This window comes from Herbaspirillum robiniae (assembly GCF_002213415.1).
In the GTDB taxonomy this organism is placed as follows: domain Bacteria; phylum Pseudomonadota; class Gammaproteobacteria; order Burkholderiales; family Burkholderiaceae_D; genus Herbaspirillum; species Herbaspirillum robiniae.
In genome coordinates this window covers 91,027-105,096 of record NZ_NJGU01000015.1, presented here as the reverse complement: position 1 = coordinate 105,096, position 14,070 = coordinate 91,027, and the positions used below count along the sequence as shown (strand labels likewise).

The window sequence follows — 14,070 nt, the reverse complement described above, 5'->3', positions numbered from 1 at the left end:
GCCATGGCACGCGGTTCGTCTGTCTCCATCAAGCGCGTCGGCCTGACCATCGGCGCCAACGAGATCATGGCCGGCATCGATCTCGACATCCGCGCCGGCGAGTTCGTCTGCCTGCTCGGCCCCTCGGGCTGCGGCAAGTCGACGCTGCTCAACGCCATCGCCGGCTTCCAGGACGTGGCCGGCGAGATCCTGGTCGACGGCAAGCCGGTGGCCGGCCCCGGCCCGGATCGCGGCGTCGTGTTCCAGTCCTCCGAGGCGCTCTTTCCCTGGCTGACCGTGCGCGAGAACGTCGAGTACGGACTCAAGCTGCGCGGCGTGGGCGCCGGGCCGCGGCGCGACGCCGCCGAGCGCTACGTGTCGCTGGTGGGCCTGAAGCACGCCATCGACAAGTTTCCCGGCGAACTCTCCGGCGGCATGCGCCAGCGCGCGCAGATCGCCCGGGTGCTGGTCAACGAGCCCAAGGTGGTGCTCATGGACGAGCCCTTCGGCGCGCTCGATGCGCAGACGCGCGAGGTGCTGCAGGGCGAACTCGACCGCATCTGGAAGAGCACCGGCTGCACCATCGTGTTCGTCACCCACGACATCTGGGAAGCGATCCTGCTGTCCGACCGCGTGGTCACCATGACCGCAGGCCCGCGCGCCCACATCAAGACCGTCGAGAAGGTGGAGCTGCCGCATCCGCGCGACCCCGCCGACCCGGCATGCATGGCCCTGTATGCGCGCATCCGCGACGACATCGGGGCGGAAGTCACGCGCGTGCTGCGCGCACAAGGTTTGATCGAAGAGGAGTTGATGAAATGACGCAGCTTACCCAGACAGCCACGCCGGCGGCGCAGGAGCCGGCCAAGCCATCGCACCTGGGCCGTCGCCTGAAGGCCGCGCGCCCCTTCCTCATCTCGGTCATCGCCATCGTCGGCGGCCTGGTGCTGTGGCAGCTGGTGTCGATGACCACCTCGCCGCTGTTCCTGCCCTCGGTCTCGATGACCTGGGCCGCCGCGCTGGAGCTGATCGGCGACGGCACGCTGCAGCAATCGGTGATCGCCTCTTCCGGGCGCATCCTGGCCGGCTGGGGCGCGGGCGTGCTGGTCGGCGTGCCGCTGGGCATCTTCATGGGTCGCTTCGAAACGGTGCGCCAGCTGCTCGATCCCTACATCGAGTTCTTCCGCTTCATCCCGCCGATCGCCTTCGTCACCCTCGCGGTGATCTGGCTCGGCCCGGGCGAGCTGTCCAAGATCGCGCTGATCTTCTACACCACGGTCTTCATCGTCACGCTCAACACCATCGCCGGCGTGCAGGCGGTCAACCCGCTGCGCCTGCGCGCGGCCGCTTCGCTGGGCGCGGGCCAGCTGCAGATCCTGAGCACCGTGATCCTGCCTTCGACCGTGCCCTTCATGGTCACCGGCGCGCGCATCGCCATGGGCAACTCCTTCCTGACCGTGGTCTCGGCCGAGATCGTGTCGGCCCGCGAAGGCCTGGGCGCGCTGATCTGGACCGCCCGCAACTTCAGCCGCACCGAGTGGGTGTTCGTCGGCATCATCGCGCTGGGCCTGTTGGGCTACCTGTTCGACCGTGTGCTGCGCGTGGCCACCAAAAAACTGCTGGCGCGCTACCTGTGACGATCATGGCCCAGGCATCCCCTTCCGATCCCACGCAGAAGCAGGCGTTTCGCGACGCCATGAGCCGGCTCGGCGCGGCGGTCAACATCGTCACCACCGACGGTCCCGCCGGACGCCACGGCCTGACCGTGTCGGCGGTGTGCAGCGTGACCGACGAGCCGCCCACGCTGCTGGTCTGCATCAACCAGTCGGCCGGCGCCCACGACGTGGTGGCGGCCAACGGCAGGCTGTGCGTGAACGTGCTGGGCGCGCAGCACGAGAGCCTGTCCGACGCCTTCGGGCGGCGCGGGCTCTCCACCGATGAACGTTATGCGCGCGCTCGCTGGGGCACGCTGCAAAGCGGCGCGCCGGTGCTGGCCGACGCCGCCGTCAGCCTCGACTGCAAGATCGCGCGTGCCGAACAGGTGGGCACGCACAGCGTGTTCTTCTGCAGCGTGCTCGACATCGCCATCGCCGGCGAGCCCAACGGCCTGATCTATTTCAACCGCCTGTATCACCCGCTCGGCCCGGCCCACGCCGTCGCCGCGCGCTGACACCCGACAAGGACGCATTCATGACCGACGTTTCACAAGAGATCCTCCAGCTCAAGCGCCGCCTCGACGTGCTGGAGGCCGAAGCCGACATCCGCCGCATCCAGGCCCGCTACATGTTCCTGTGCGACACGCCCTGCCCCGAACCGGTGGCCGACGACGCCGAGCGCATCGAGAAGATCCTCGCGCTCTATGCCGAGGACGCCATCTGGGAAGGCGTGGGCGCCTACTACGAAGGCCAGTTCGGCCAGGCCGTGGGCAAGGATGCGATCCGCAAGCATTTCCAGGCCTTCTGGGGACAGAAGAAGGACCCCGAGCTGCTGCTCAACGTGCACTACCTGACTTCGGAGCAGATCCACGTCGACGCCGACTGCACGCGCGCCGACGGCCAATGGGTACATTGCCAGCCGTGGATCTTCGGCGACGGTTCTTCGCTGCTGCGCTCCAGCCGCCTCAACAACCTGTTCAAGAAGGTCGACGGCGAATGGAAGATCGCCCGCACCCGCACCGAGAACGTGTTCGTCGCGCCGCTGACCAAGGGCTGGGCCGAGAGCATTCCCGGCTATTCGGTGCTGATGAAGGAAGGCTGACGCCGCCGCTTCCATTCCCTCCTCCCCGGCCGCGCGGCGTTGTCGCCCTGCGGCCGGCGCTCTCCCTTGCCGCTCTCCCTTGCCGCTCTCCCTTGCCGCTCTCCCTTGCCGCTCCCGCGTCGCTCTCGAATCGTTCTCTTGCGCCCTTTCCCATGACCGCTCCCACCATCCGCCGCAGCTTCGTCGACACCGGCGCCGGCCCCATCCATGTAGCCAGCGCCGGCGCCGGCTTTCCCGTGCTGCTGCTGCACCAGACGCCGCGCTCCTGGGATGAATTTCGCGATGTGCTGCCGCTGCTGGGCCGCGATTTCCATGCCATCGCCATCGACACCGCCGGCTTCGGCGACTCCTGCAAACTGCCGCCCGCAGAACACAGCATAGAACGCTGGGCCGCCATCGCCTTCGAGGTATTGGACGGGCTGGGCGTGGACGCCGCCGCCGTGGTCGGCCACCATACCGGCGCCGTCACCGCGCTGGAGATGGCCGCCTCGCAGCCGGCGCGGGTGAAGGCGCTGGTGCTCTCCTCCTGTCCCTACAACGATGCCGCGCGGCGCAGCGCCCACGCCGGCAAGCGCACCATCGACGATGTGCAGGCGCGCGCCGACGGCGCCCATCTCACCGAACTGTGGAGCCGCCGCCAGCCCTACTATCCGGCCGGCGACATCGGTCTGATGGAACGCTTCATCGCCGACGCCATCAAGGCCGGGCCGATGGCGTCCCACGGCCACGTCGTGGTGCGCAACTACCTGATGGAGCAACGCATCTCCCTCGTCAGCGTGCCCACGCTGGTGCTCCAGGCCGGCAGCGATCCCCATGCCGCGCCCTATGCCGGGCGCGTGGCCGCGGCCATCGACGGCAGCGTGCTGCACACCATCGCCGAGGGCATGGTGCCGATGCCGGACCAGCTTCCCGAGCTCTTTGCGCGCGCGGTGGCGGATTTTCTCTCCGTTCATACGGCATAAAAAAAGGCGCCATCTCGCGATGGCGCCCAAGGACTACCAGAGAGCTTTACTACCGGTTTCTGTTCAGCGCTCCACCGAGCGGTTCCAGCGCGTGTTCCAGGCGCTGCGGTTCTTGTTGACTTCATCCCAGTCGACGCTGCGGGAGTTCTTCACGATCTCGTTCATGCGCTTCTGTTCAGCCGCGGCCGCCCCCGTCACCTGCACCTTGGTGTTGGTCGGGTTGTAGCTGCCGTTCTCCAGCGCCTTGGCCTGCGCCTCCGGCGACAGCAGGTAGGCGGCCAGCTCCTGCGCCAGCTGCGGCTCGCTGTTGTTGGCGATCACGCACTGGGCCACCATCAGCACCACCGCGCCTTCCTTGGGCTGCACGTATTCCACCGGGATGCCCTTGCTCTTGAGGATGGTGGACTGCGTGGGCGTGTAGGGGAACAGCGCGGCTTCGCCGGTCTGCGCCATCTCGGAGATCTTGGCCGAGTTGGAGATGTACTCCACCACGTTGGGACCGATGGTCGACGGCCAGGCCTTGAAGCCGGGCTCGACGTTGGCGTCGGTGCCGCCCTTGAGCTGGTTGAAGGCGAGGAAGGCGTGCAGGCCGAAAGTCGACGAGGGCAGCGACTGGAACACCACCTTGCCCTTGTACTTGGGATCGGCCAGGTCCAGCCAGGACGTCGGCGGCGCCCAGCCCTTGTCGGCGAACACCTTGGTGTTGTAGGCCAGGCCGGTGACGCTGATGGTCACGCCGGTGGCCATGTCGTCCTTGATGTGCGCCACCGGCAGCAGGCCGGCCAGGTTGGGATTGGGTTTTTGCTTCTCGCACAGGCCCATGCCGACGGCGCGGTACATCACGCCGTCGTCGAGGAACATCACGTGCATCTGCGGCTTGTCCTTGGCAGCCTGGGCCTTGGCCAGGATATCGGCCGAGCCGCCCGGCACCACCACCACCTTGACGTTGTGCTTCTGCTCGAAGGGACCGAACACGAACTGGGTGAAGGTCTTCTCCATGTTGCCGCCGTTCATGCCGATGTACAGCGTCTTGGTCTGGGCCTGGACGGCGCCGGTGGCCAGGGTGGCGCAGGCGGCGGCAATGAGGGCGCTGCGTGAAAGCGGAATCATGAGATTTTCCTTTCTGGAACGGGAAGAGATGAGGCGCCAGGAGCAAGCGAGGCGGCGGGAGCGAAACGGGACATCGAAAACGCGTCGAGCGCGACGGCGCTGCGGCCGTGCAGCACCAGCTCGGCCAGGGCCTCGCCGGCGGCCGGGCCGATCTGGAACCCGGCGCCGCAAAAACCGAAACCGTGCAGCAGGCCAGGCTGCGTCAGGCTGGGGCCCAGCACCGGCTGGCGGTCGGGCAGGTAGCCTTCGACGCCGCTCCAGGTGCGGATGATCTGCACGTGGCGCAGCGCCGGCAGCAGCGCCACCGCCTGCGGCAGCAGGGACAGGATGGAATCGTGCGAGGCGCGGGCGCGGCTGTCGTCGATCACGTAACCGCGACCGCCGCCCAGCACCACGTTGCCGCGCGCCACCTGGCGGCAGTAGATGGAGCCGCCTTCCACGCCCAGGCTCCAGGGCAGGAACTGCGGGATCGGTTCGGTCACCGCCATGCTGGGGTGGCCGCTGGTCATCGGCGCATCTTCGCCGAAGAAGCCGGCCAGCTTGCCGGCCCAGGCGCCGGCGCAATTGATCAGGACCTCGGCGCGCACCTGCAAGGCCTCGCCGCCGTGCTCGGCGTCGGCCACGAAGGCGCGGCCGTCGAAGCCGGCCTGCTTCACTTCGCAACGCTCGATGACTTGTGCGCCGGCGCGCCCGGCGGCGCGCGCAAAGGCCGGCGACACCAGCCGCGGATTGGCCTGGCCGTCTTCCGGGCAGAGCGACCCGCCGACTGCGGCGCCGCCCAGCCACGGGCATTGCTCGCGCAAGGCGGCGCCGCCGATCAGCGCGATGTCCAGGCCGTAGGGGCGGCTCATCTCGGCATAGGCTTCCAGCGCCTGCATGTCGGCGGCGCTGCGCGCCAGCTTGAAGTGCCCGCTGCGCACGTATTCGCCGTCGATGCCGATCAGCTCGCGCAAGCCCGACCAGATCTCGTGGGCGCGCTGCGCCAGCGGCAGCTGCACCGCCGCGCGCCCCTGGCGGCGCACGCCGCCGTAGTTGATGCCGCTGGAGCGCGATCCGCACAGGTCGCGCTCCAGCACGGTCACGCGACGCCCGGCCCTGGCCAGCGCCAGGGCCGCGGAGGCGCCGACGATGCCGCCGCCGATGATCAGCACTTCGGTGGCGATGCGCTTCACGACTCGTCTCCCTGCGCCAGCGGCTCGGCCACCAGCGCGGCGTGCGTCGGCGCCGCGGCGGCCTGCGGCCTCACCAGCATGCCGATGGGCACCGGCTTGACCGGCGCCTGGCCGCGCAGGCGGCCGACCTGTTCCAGCGGCGCCTGCGCCGCATGCGCCAGGATCTCCGCCGCCGCCGCGCCGCACATGCGCCCCTGGCAGCGGCCCATGCCGACGCGGGTCAGGGCCTTGAGACGATTCATCTCGGCGGCGCCGCAGTCGCGCACCGCCGCGCGCAGCTCGCCGGCGCGGATGTTTTCGCAGCGGCACACCACCAGTTCATCCGGCGCGCCGGCGGCCCAGCGCAGCGGAAACGGAAAGGCGCGCTCCAGCCCGAGCCGGAAGGCGGCGATGCGCGCCAGCTGCCGCTCGATGGCTTCTGCGCGCGCGCCATCGACGGCCACGCCGCGATCCTGCAGCAAGGCCAGCGCCGCGCGCTCGCCGGCCAGTTCGGCCGCGTCCGCTCCCATGATGCCGGCGCCGTCGCCGGCCAGATAGACGCCGGGCACGCTGCTGCGCCCGGCCTGGTCGCGCACCGGCAAGTGGGCGCGCTGCATGGCGTCGAAACCGAAGCGGCAGCTCAAGAGGTCGGCCAGCTGCGTTTCCGAACGCAGCGCGTAGCCGAAGCCGACGGCGTCGCAGGCGATGCGCCGCTCCGGACCCGGCGCGCCGCCGCGGTGCATGTTCTCGCGACGCCAGACCAAGGCCTCCACCCGCGTCTCGCCCTCCGCGCGCAGCACGCGCGCATGGGTGTGCACCGGTACGCGATGCAGCTTCAGCCAGGCCAGATAGAACATGCCCTTGGCCAACAGCGCCGGCTGGCCAAGCATGGCCGGCAGCGCGGCGATACGGTCGCCCAGGCTGCTGCTGTCGAGCACCGCGGCGACGCGCGCGCCGGCCTTGGCGTATTGATAGGCCACCAGGTACAGCAGCGGTCCGCTGCCGGCCAGCACTACCTCGCCGCCGATGGCGCAGCCCTGGAACTTCAGAGCCACCTGCGCCCCGCCCAGGGTGTAGACGCCCGGCGTGGTCCAGCCGGGGAACGGCAGCACGCGGTCGGTCGCGCCGGTGGCCACGATCAGGTCGTCCCAGGGCAGGCTGGCGGCGATGTGGGTGTTGTTGTCCATCAGGTCCAGCAGGCCGGGCTGGGCGTTCCACACCAGGGTCTGCGCGCGGTAGTCGAGCTGCTCGCGCAGGGCATGGAAAGCGCCGTGCAGCGCCTGCGCGCGGCCGGATTCGAAACCGTAGAGCGTCTTCTTGCTGCGCCTGAAACCCGGCGGCGGCTGGCGATAGATCTGGCCGCCGGCGCGCGGGGCCTCATCGAGCAGCACCGGTCGCAGGCCGTGCGCGACCAGCGTCTGCGCCGCGCGCACGCCTGCGGGGCCGGCGCCGACGATCACGGGGGCGTGGCGGCTCATGGCGCGCCCCCGCTGCCCGTGACGAGCTGCATGCCGGCGCGGATGAAGCTGGAGCAGGCGCGCAGGCGTTCGCCGTCGGCGGTGGCGATCCAGCAATCCTGGCAGGCGCCCATCATGCAAAAACCCGCACGCGGCTGGCCGCTGAATTCGTTGTGGCGCAGATGGCCGGCGCAGGTCAGCACCGCGGTCAGCACGGTATCGCCTTCCAGCGCGAGGGCCGGCTCTCCGTCCAGCGTGAAGGCCACCGGCGCGCGCTCGCGCTCGGCCACGCGCACCAGCTGGGCTCGTGCGGGGGTATTCATGAGCGCCCCACCAGCACGCGATCCAGTCCGTAGACGCGGTCAAGGATCACCATCGCGCCCGCCGTCACCGCCACCATCAGCGCCGAGACCGCGGCCATCATCGGGTCGATCGACTCGGTGGCGTACATGTACATGCGCACCGGCAGCGTCACCGTCGAAGGCGAGGTGACGAAGATGGACATGGTGACTTCGTCGAAGCTGTTGATGAAGGCCAGCAGCCAGCCGCCGGTGATGCCGGGCAGGATCATCGGCAGCGTGATGCGCAGAAATACCGTCGCGCGCGACGCGCCCAACGACAGGGCCGCGTGTTCGGCGCTGCGGTCGAAGCCGACCAGCGCCGACATCACCAGGCGCATCGTGTAGGGCGTGACTACCAGCGCATGCGCCAGGATCAGCCAGCCGAAACTGCCGGCGCCGCCCACCAGCGTGAACAGGCGCAACAGCGCCACGCCCAGCACCAGGTGCGGGATGATCAGCGGCGACAGGAACAAACCCTGCAGCCAGCCCGACCAGCGGTTGGGATAGCGCACCAGCGCCATGCCGGCCGGCACCGCCAGCACGGTGGCGATGGTGGCCGCGGCCAGGCCCAGCCACAGGCTGTTCCAGAACGAGCTGACGAAGTCGGGATATTCGAACACCGCCTTGAACCAGCGCAGCGAGAGCTCGGGGCCGTGGATGGTGAGCGTGTTCTCCGGGGTGAAGGCGATCACGCAGACCACCAGGATGGGCGCCAGCATGAAGCCGATCACCAGCGCGTTGAACAGCAGGGCGACGGGTCCGTTCTTGTTCATGGTTCAGCCCAGCGCTTTCTTGTAACGGCGTTCGATCATGCGGTTCCAGCCGAGCATGATGACCAGGTTGGCGCCCAGCAGCAGCAGGGCGATGGCCGCGCCCAGCGGCCAGTTCAGCTCGTGCAGGTATTCGTCGTAGATCAGCGTGGCCATCATCTTGAGGCGCCGCCCGCCCAAGAGGCCCGGGATGGCGAAGGAGCTGGCCGACAGGCCGAACACGATCAGACTGCCGGAGAGGATGCCGGGCATGATCTGCGGCAGCACGATGCGGCGCACCGCGGTGAAGGGCGACGCGCCCAGCGACAGCGCGGCGTTGACCACGCCGGGGTCGATCTTCTGCAGCGACGTCCACACCGGGATCACCATGAAGGGCAGCATCACGTGCACCAGCGCGATGACGATCGCGGTCTCGGTGTAGAGCATCTTCAACGGCCCGATGCCGAAGGCGCCAAGCACGCCGTTGACCAGGCCTTCCGGGCCCAGCAGCATGCTCCAGCCGAAGGCGCGCACCACCACCGAGATCATCAGCGGCGCCAGCACCACCAGCAGCATGATGGAGCGCCAGGGTTTCTTCATCCGGTTCAGGATGTAGGCCTCGGGCGCGCCCACCGCGATGCAGATCAGCGTGACCAGGCCGGAGATCCAGAAGGTGCGCCAGAAGATCGCGTAGTACCACGGGTCGGACACCACGGCGCGGTAGTGCTCCAGCGTGAAGGTGCCGGCCTGCGGTCCGGCGTCGGCGTCGTAGACGTTGAAGGAGAGGATCACCGTCAGCAGCAGCGGCACCAGCAGCATCACCGCGCACAGCAGGATGGCCGGGGCCGACATCAGCCAGGGCAGGCCGCGCGCCGATGCGCTCGCCGCAGACGCGGCGCTGGACAAGGCGGGCGCGGCCGCCTGCGAGGCGCCGGCCGCGCTCACCGCGCCACCTCTTGGGCGGCATTGCGCGAGGCCGACACCAGACGCAGGCTGTGGTCGTTCCATGCCAGGCCGATGTGGGCGCCGGACTCCAACGCATCCGCGCCGTCGTTGGCGGCCAGCACCGACAGCCGCCCCAGCGGCGTGGCGACTTCATACATCCACTGGCTGCCGAGGAAGAAGCGGCGCGCCACCTCGCCGTTGCAGCGCCCGGCCCCGGGCGCGACGCAGCGGATCTTCTCGGGACGCAGGCCCAGCACCACCTGCGCGCCGGCGCGCAGGCCGGAGTCGGCTTCTTCCAGCGAGAGCAGCATGCCGCCCACGTCGACGTCGGCGCGCTCGCCGGCGGCGCCCAGCACAATGCCGTCCAGCAGGTTGGCCTTGCCCACGAAGGTGGAGATGAATCGGTTGGCGGGATGTTCGTACACGTTCAGCGGGCGGCCGACCTGGGTGATGTGGCCGGACTCCATCACCACCACGCGGTCGCTGATGGACATGGCTTCGCTCTGGTCGTGCGTGACCATGATGGTGGTGGTGCCGACCTTGCGCTGGATGTCGCGCAGCTCGAACTGCATTTCTTCGCGCAGCTTGGCGTCGAGGTTGGACAAGGGCTCGTCCAGCAGCAGCACCGGCGGCGCGATCACCAGCGCGCGCGCCAGGGCCACGCGCTGGCGCTGGCCGCCGGAGAGCTCGCGCGGATAACGCGCGCCGTGTTTGTCCAGGTGCACCAGCGACAGCGCCTGGGCGACGCGCTCGCGCTTCTCGGCGGCGGGGCACTTGCGCATCTCCAGGCCGAAGGCCACGTTCTGCTCCACCGTCATGTGCGGGAACAGCGCATAGGTCTGGAACACGATGCCCAGGCCGCGCGTATTGGGCCGGGCGTGGGTGATGTCGCGCCCGTCCAGCTCGATGCGTCCGCCGCTGACCTGCTCGAAGCCGGCGATCATCTGCAGCGTGGTGGTCTTGCCGCAGCCGGAGGGGCCGAGCAGGGAAATGAATTCGCCCTTCTCCACCGTCAGGTTGAAGGACGACACCGCCTGGGTGTCGCCGTAGAACTTGCTGACGTTGGTCAGCGTGAGGAATGACATGGCAAGTCCTTTCCGCAGGTCCGGGCGCCGTCACCGCTGGCAGGCTTGTCAGCCGGCTGGCGCACCGATGCAATCAATCTGGTCTTGACGATCGGCATGCAATTTCCTTGCCAATTCTGCTATCGTATTTCGCAGAGCAGGATCTTTTTGATATTTATTCCATTCAACGGAATACATAAGCAACAAGACCCGCATTCATTCCATCCAGCAGACCGACCGCCCATGAGCAGCAGCACAAACGAAGACGGCGCCGTTGAAACCGCCCTTCCCGTCAACGGCATACAACGCACCTTCGCGGTGTTGCGCGCCCTGGCCGACGCACCGGCGCAAGGCATGCGCGTGACCCAGGTGGCCAAGAGCGTGGGGCTCACCCAGGGCACCACCCATCGCCTGCTGCAGTCGCTGGTGGCCGAGGGCATGGCCGAACAGGACGAGCGCAGCAAGCTGTACCGGCTGGGCATGGAACTGTTCTCGCTGGCCGCGCGCGCCGGCAACGCGTCGGACCTGCGCAGCCTGTGCCGGCCGGCCCTGCTGCGCCTGTGCGGCAGCCTCGGCGACACCATGTTCCTGCTGGTGCGCTCGCGTTTCGATGCGGTCTGCGTGGACCGCGTCGACGGCCCCTTCCCGATCCGCGCCTTCACCGGCGACATCGGCGGCCGCGTGGCGCTGGGCGTGGGCCAGGGCGCGCTGGCCATCCTCGCCTTCCTGCCCGAGCCCGAGCGTGAAGAAGTGATCCGCTATAACGTGCCGCGCCTGCGCGAGTTCGGCGTCTACGACGAGGTCTACCTGCGCACCGAGATCGAGCGCGTGCGCGAGAGCGGCTACGCCGCGCGCCAGCAAGGCCTGCTGGACGGCATGGCGGGCCTGGCGGTGCCGGTCTTCGACAGCGCCGGCGGCATCGTCGCCGCGCTGAGCGTGGGCACGCTGACCGCGCGCCTGACCGAGGAGCGCCTGCCCACGGTGGTGCAGATGCTCCGGCGCGAAGCCGAGGCCCTGTCCCGGCGCATCAATCCCTTCGATCCGGCGCTGCGCCGGCCTATGCACCAAGCCAATCCCGCCATGGAGTCCAACCAATGACAAGCGCGCCGCAACCCATCCTGCTGATCAAGTCCGGAGGCCAGGCGGCGCTGCCGGAGTGGCGCGCCAGCTTCGCCGAGTTCGCGCCGCAGCTGGGTCTGGATGTGCGCGAATGGAACGATCCCGACGTGGATCCGCAGGCGGTGGAATATGCCCTGGTGTGGCAGCCCGAGGCCGGCCGGCTGGCGCGCTATCCGAACCTGAAGGCGATCCTGAGCAGCGCCGCCGGCGTCGACCACATCCTGGCCGATGCGCAACTGCCGGACCTGCCCATCGTGCGCATGGTCACGCCCGAGACGCAGCAGCGCATGGCGGAGTTCACGCTGATGAGCAGCCTGATGCTGCTCAAAGACATGCCCCGCATCGTGGCCCAGCAGGCGCGCAGCGAATGGACCGAATTCTCCACGCCACGCACCGCGCGCGAGACGCGGGTGGGCATCATGGGCCTGGGCGCCCTGGGGCTGGCCTGCGCGCGCATGCATGCGCAGGTGGGATTCGACACCGCCGGCTGGGCGCGCTCGCCGCGCAGCGAAGCCGGCCTGGCCTGCTATGCGGGCGCCGCCCAGTTGCCCACCTTCCTGGCCCGCACCGACATCCTGGTCTGCCTGCTGCCGGAGACCGACGACACCCGCCACATCATCGACGCCGCGCTGCTGGCGCAGCTGCCGCGCGGCGCGGCCGTGATCAACGTGGGCCGCGGCTCGCATGTGAAGTCGGCCGACCTGTTGGCCGCGCTCGATGGCGGCCACATCGCGTCGGCGGTGCTGGACGTGTTCGACGAGGAGCCGCTGCCGCCGGCGGCGCCGTTCTGGCGTCATCCGCGCATCCTGGTCACGCCGCATGCGGCGGCCACCCCTTCGCGCCGCGAACGCGCGCGGCAGGCGGCGGTGACGATCGCGGCCCTGCGGCAGGGCGCGCCGGCGCCGCACCTGTACGACCGCGCCCGCGGATATTGAGCCCGGCGGCGCCGAACTTGCCGGAACCGGGCCCATCGTCTAGACTTTGCCGCTCGCTGGCCGCCCTGCCGGTATTGCCCGTGAGGCAACACGGCAGGCCCGCCCACTCCCTCGCATGAGGGCAACCAACCTGACGGCAACGTTTGGAAACCGTACCCATATGGGTGCAAGTTCTTGCACTCTTCATCCTGATCCTGCTCTCGGCCTTCTTTTCGATGACCGAGACGGCGCTGATGGCCGCCAACCGCCATCGCCTGCGGCACCTCGCCAAGCAGGGCAACCGCGCCGCCATCACCATCCTGTGGCTGCTTGACCGCACCGAACGCCTGCTCTCGCTGGTGCTGATCGCCAATACCGCGATCAACGCGCTGGCCACGGCCCTGGTGACGGCGCTGGCGATCGCCGCCTTCGGCAACCACCAGCACGTGATCACTGCGGCCACCGCCTGCGTGGCGGGCCTGCTGATCATCTTCGCGGAGATCGTGCCCAAGGTGATCGGCGCGACCTATCCGGAACGCATCTCGCTGTTCACCGGTTTCATCCTGAAACCGCTGATGCGCATCGCCAAGCCGCTGATCTGGTTCGTCAACATCTTCGTGTCGGCGGTGCTCAAGCTGCTGCGCATCAAGGTCGGCGCGCGCGCCCGGGAGCAGCGCATCTCGCCCGAGGAGCTGCGCTCCATCGTGCTCGAGGGCGGCAGCTTCATCCCGCAAAAGCACAAGAGCATCCTGCTCAACCTGTTCGACCTGGAGAAGATCTCGGTGGAGGACGTGATGACGCCGCGCGCCCAGGTCGAGGCGCTGAACCTGGCCGCGCCCATCGAGGACATCCTGCACCAGCTGGCCACCTGCTACCACAACAAGCTGCCGGTGTTCGAGGGCGAGATCAACCACATCGCCGGCATCCTGCATGTGCGCAAGACGGTCTCGCTGTTCAACCGCGAGGACGAGATCACCCATGACGACATCCGCTCGCTGCTCTCGGCGCCCTACTACGTGCCGGTGGAGACCGATGTCTTCACCCAGCTGCAGTATTTCCAGGAGAACCACGAGCGCCTGGGCATCGTCGTCGACGAGTACGGCGAGGTGCAGGGCCTGGTGACGCTGGAAGACATCATCGAAGAGATGATCGGTGAATTCACCACCTCGGCGCCGGGCTCCTCGGGCGAGGGTTTCGGCTGGGACAAGGACGGCGCCTGCCTGCTGGAAGGCAGCACCACGCTGCGCGACATCAACAAGCGCCTGGGCCTGCAGTTGCCGCTGGACGGCCCCAAGACCATCAACGGGCTGCTGCTGGAATACCTGCAGGACATCCCGGAAGCGCAGGTGGCGATGAAGATCGCCGGCTGCGTGATCGAGATCGTGCAGGTGCAGAACCAGGCGATCCGCATGGTCAAGCTGATCGCGCCGGCGCAGGCCGCCGGTGACGATGCGGGCGCGTCGCGGCAGGACTGAGCGCGCCGCGGCGCCATCGAACTAAGCCGAGAATTGCCGCGCAAAGC

General features: G+C 68.8%; 15 protein-coding genes. 8 read left to right on the top strand and 7 right to left on the bottom strand.

What is annotated here, in order from left to right; genetic code table 11:
- The first annotated feature begins 3 nt into the window (after positions 1-3).
- The 5 genes from CEJ42_RS22255 to CEJ42_RS22235 all read left to right on the top strand — a co-directional run bounded on the left by CEJ42_RS22255 (position 4) and on the right by CEJ42_RS22235 (position 3,698).
- On the top strand, positions 4-801 hold the full coding sequence (locus CEJ42_RS22255) for an ABC transporter ATP-binding protein (protein ID WP_088752591.1): 798 nt from the start codon (positions 4-6) through the stop codon (positions 799-801).
- On the top strand, positions 798-1,616 hold the full coding sequence (locus tag CEJ42_RS22250) for an ABC transporter permease (protein ID WP_088752590.1): 819 nt from the start codon (positions 798-800) through the stop codon (positions 1,614-1,616). Before CEJ42_RS22255 ends, CEJ42_RS22250 begins: the two co-directional genes overlap by 4 nt.
- A 5-nt stretch (positions 1,617-1,621) precedes the next feature.
- Positions 1,622-2,149, top strand: coding sequence for a flavin reductase (locus CEJ42_RS22245; protein WP_079219225.1), 528 nt, complete (start codon positions 1,622-1,624; stop codon positions 2,147-2,149).
- 20 nt (positions 2,150-2,169) lie between these two features.
- Positions 2,170-2,736, top strand: a complete 567-nt coding sequence (locus CEJ42_RS22240; protein WP_088752589.1) for a nuclear transport factor 2 family protein — start codon at positions 2,170-2,172, stop codon at positions 2,734-2,736.
- A gap of 152 nt (positions 2,737-2,888) precedes the next feature.
- Positions 2,889-3,698 (top strand): alpha/beta fold hydrolase, encoded by an 810-nt coding sequence (locus CEJ42_RS22235; protein ID WP_088752588.1) that lies wholly within the window; start codon positions 2,889-2,891, stop codon positions 3,696-3,698.
- A 63-nt stretch (positions 3,699-3,761) separates the two neighbouring features.
- On the opposite strand, the gene CEJ42_RS22230 is transcribed toward CEJ42_RS22235, so the two are convergent.
- The 7 genes from CEJ42_RS22230 to CEJ42_RS22200 are packed head-to-tail and all read right to left on the bottom strand — an operon-like array spanning position 3,762 to position 10,536.
- Positions 3,762-4,808, bottom strand: a complete 1,047-nt coding sequence (locus CEJ42_RS22230; RefSeq protein WP_079217083.1) for an ABC transporter substrate-binding protein — start codon at positions 4,806-4,808, stop codon at positions 3,762-3,764.
- Positions 4,805-5,980, bottom strand: coding sequence for an NAD(P)/FAD-dependent oxidoreductase (locus CEJ42_RS22225; protein WP_088752587.1), 1,176 nt, complete (start codon positions 5,978-5,980; stop codon positions 4,805-4,807). Before CEJ42_RS22225 ends, CEJ42_RS22230 begins: the two co-directional genes overlap by 4 nt.
- Complete coding sequence (locus CEJ42_RS22220) at positions 5,977-7,437, bottom strand: FAD/NAD(P)-dependent oxidoreductase (RefSeq protein ID WP_088752586.1); 1,461 nt, start codon at positions 7,435-7,437, stop codon at positions 5,977-5,979. The genes CEJ42_RS22225 and CEJ42_RS22220 overlap by 4 nt, the downstream gene beginning before the upstream one ends.
- Complete coding sequence (locus CEJ42_RS22215) at positions 7,434-7,739, bottom strand: (2Fe-2S)-binding protein (protein WP_079217086.1); 306 nt, start codon at positions 7,737-7,739, stop codon at positions 7,434-7,436. Before CEJ42_RS22215 ends, CEJ42_RS22220 begins: the two co-directional genes overlap by 4 nt.
- Positions 7,736-8,530: an ABC transporter permease gene (locus tag CEJ42_RS22210; RefSeq protein ID WP_088752585.1), complete on the bottom strand. Its 795-nt coding sequence runs from the start codon at positions 8,528-8,530 to the stop codon at positions 7,736-7,738. Before CEJ42_RS22210 ends, CEJ42_RS22215 begins: the two co-directional genes overlap by 4 nt.
- A 3-nt stretch (positions 8,531-8,533) precedes the next feature.
- Positions 8,534-9,451, bottom strand: coding sequence for an ABC transporter permease (locus CEJ42_RS22205; protein ID WP_088752584.1), 918 nt, complete (start codon positions 9,449-9,451; stop codon positions 8,534-8,536).
- On the bottom strand, positions 9,448-10,536 hold the full coding sequence (locus CEJ42_RS22200) for an ABC transporter ATP-binding protein (RefSeq protein WP_088752583.1): 1,089 nt from the start codon (positions 10,534-10,536) through the stop codon (positions 9,448-9,450). Before CEJ42_RS22200 ends, CEJ42_RS22205 begins: the two co-directional genes overlap by 4 nt.
- Positions 10,537-10,758: 222 nt before the next feature.
- Here CEJ42_RS22200 and CEJ42_RS22195 point away from each other — a divergent pair, with 222 nt between their 5' ends.
- The 3 genes from CEJ42_RS22195 to CEJ42_RS22185 all read left to right on the top strand — a co-directional run bounded on the left by CEJ42_RS22195 (position 10,759) and on the right by CEJ42_RS22185 (position 14,023).
- The gene (locus tag CEJ42_RS22195; protein ID WP_088752582.1) at positions 10,759-11,613 is read left to right on the top strand and encodes an IclR family transcriptional regulator; all 855 of its coding nucleotides are present in this window, start codon (positions 10,759-10,761) and stop codon (positions 11,611-11,613) included.
- Positions 11,610-12,569, top strand: coding sequence for a 2-hydroxyacid dehydrogenase (locus tag CEJ42_RS22190; RefSeq protein WP_088752581.1), 960 nt, complete (start codon positions 11,610-11,612; stop codon positions 12,567-12,569). The genes CEJ42_RS22195 and CEJ42_RS22190 overlap by 4 nt, the downstream gene beginning before the upstream one ends.
- 143 nt (positions 12,570-12,712) lie before the next feature.
- Complete coding sequence (locus CEJ42_RS22185) at positions 12,713-14,023, top strand: HlyC/CorC family transporter (RefSeq protein WP_088752580.1); 1,311 nt, start codon at positions 12,713-12,715, stop codon at positions 14,021-14,023.
- Positions 14,024-14,070: the final 47 nt, after the last annotated feature.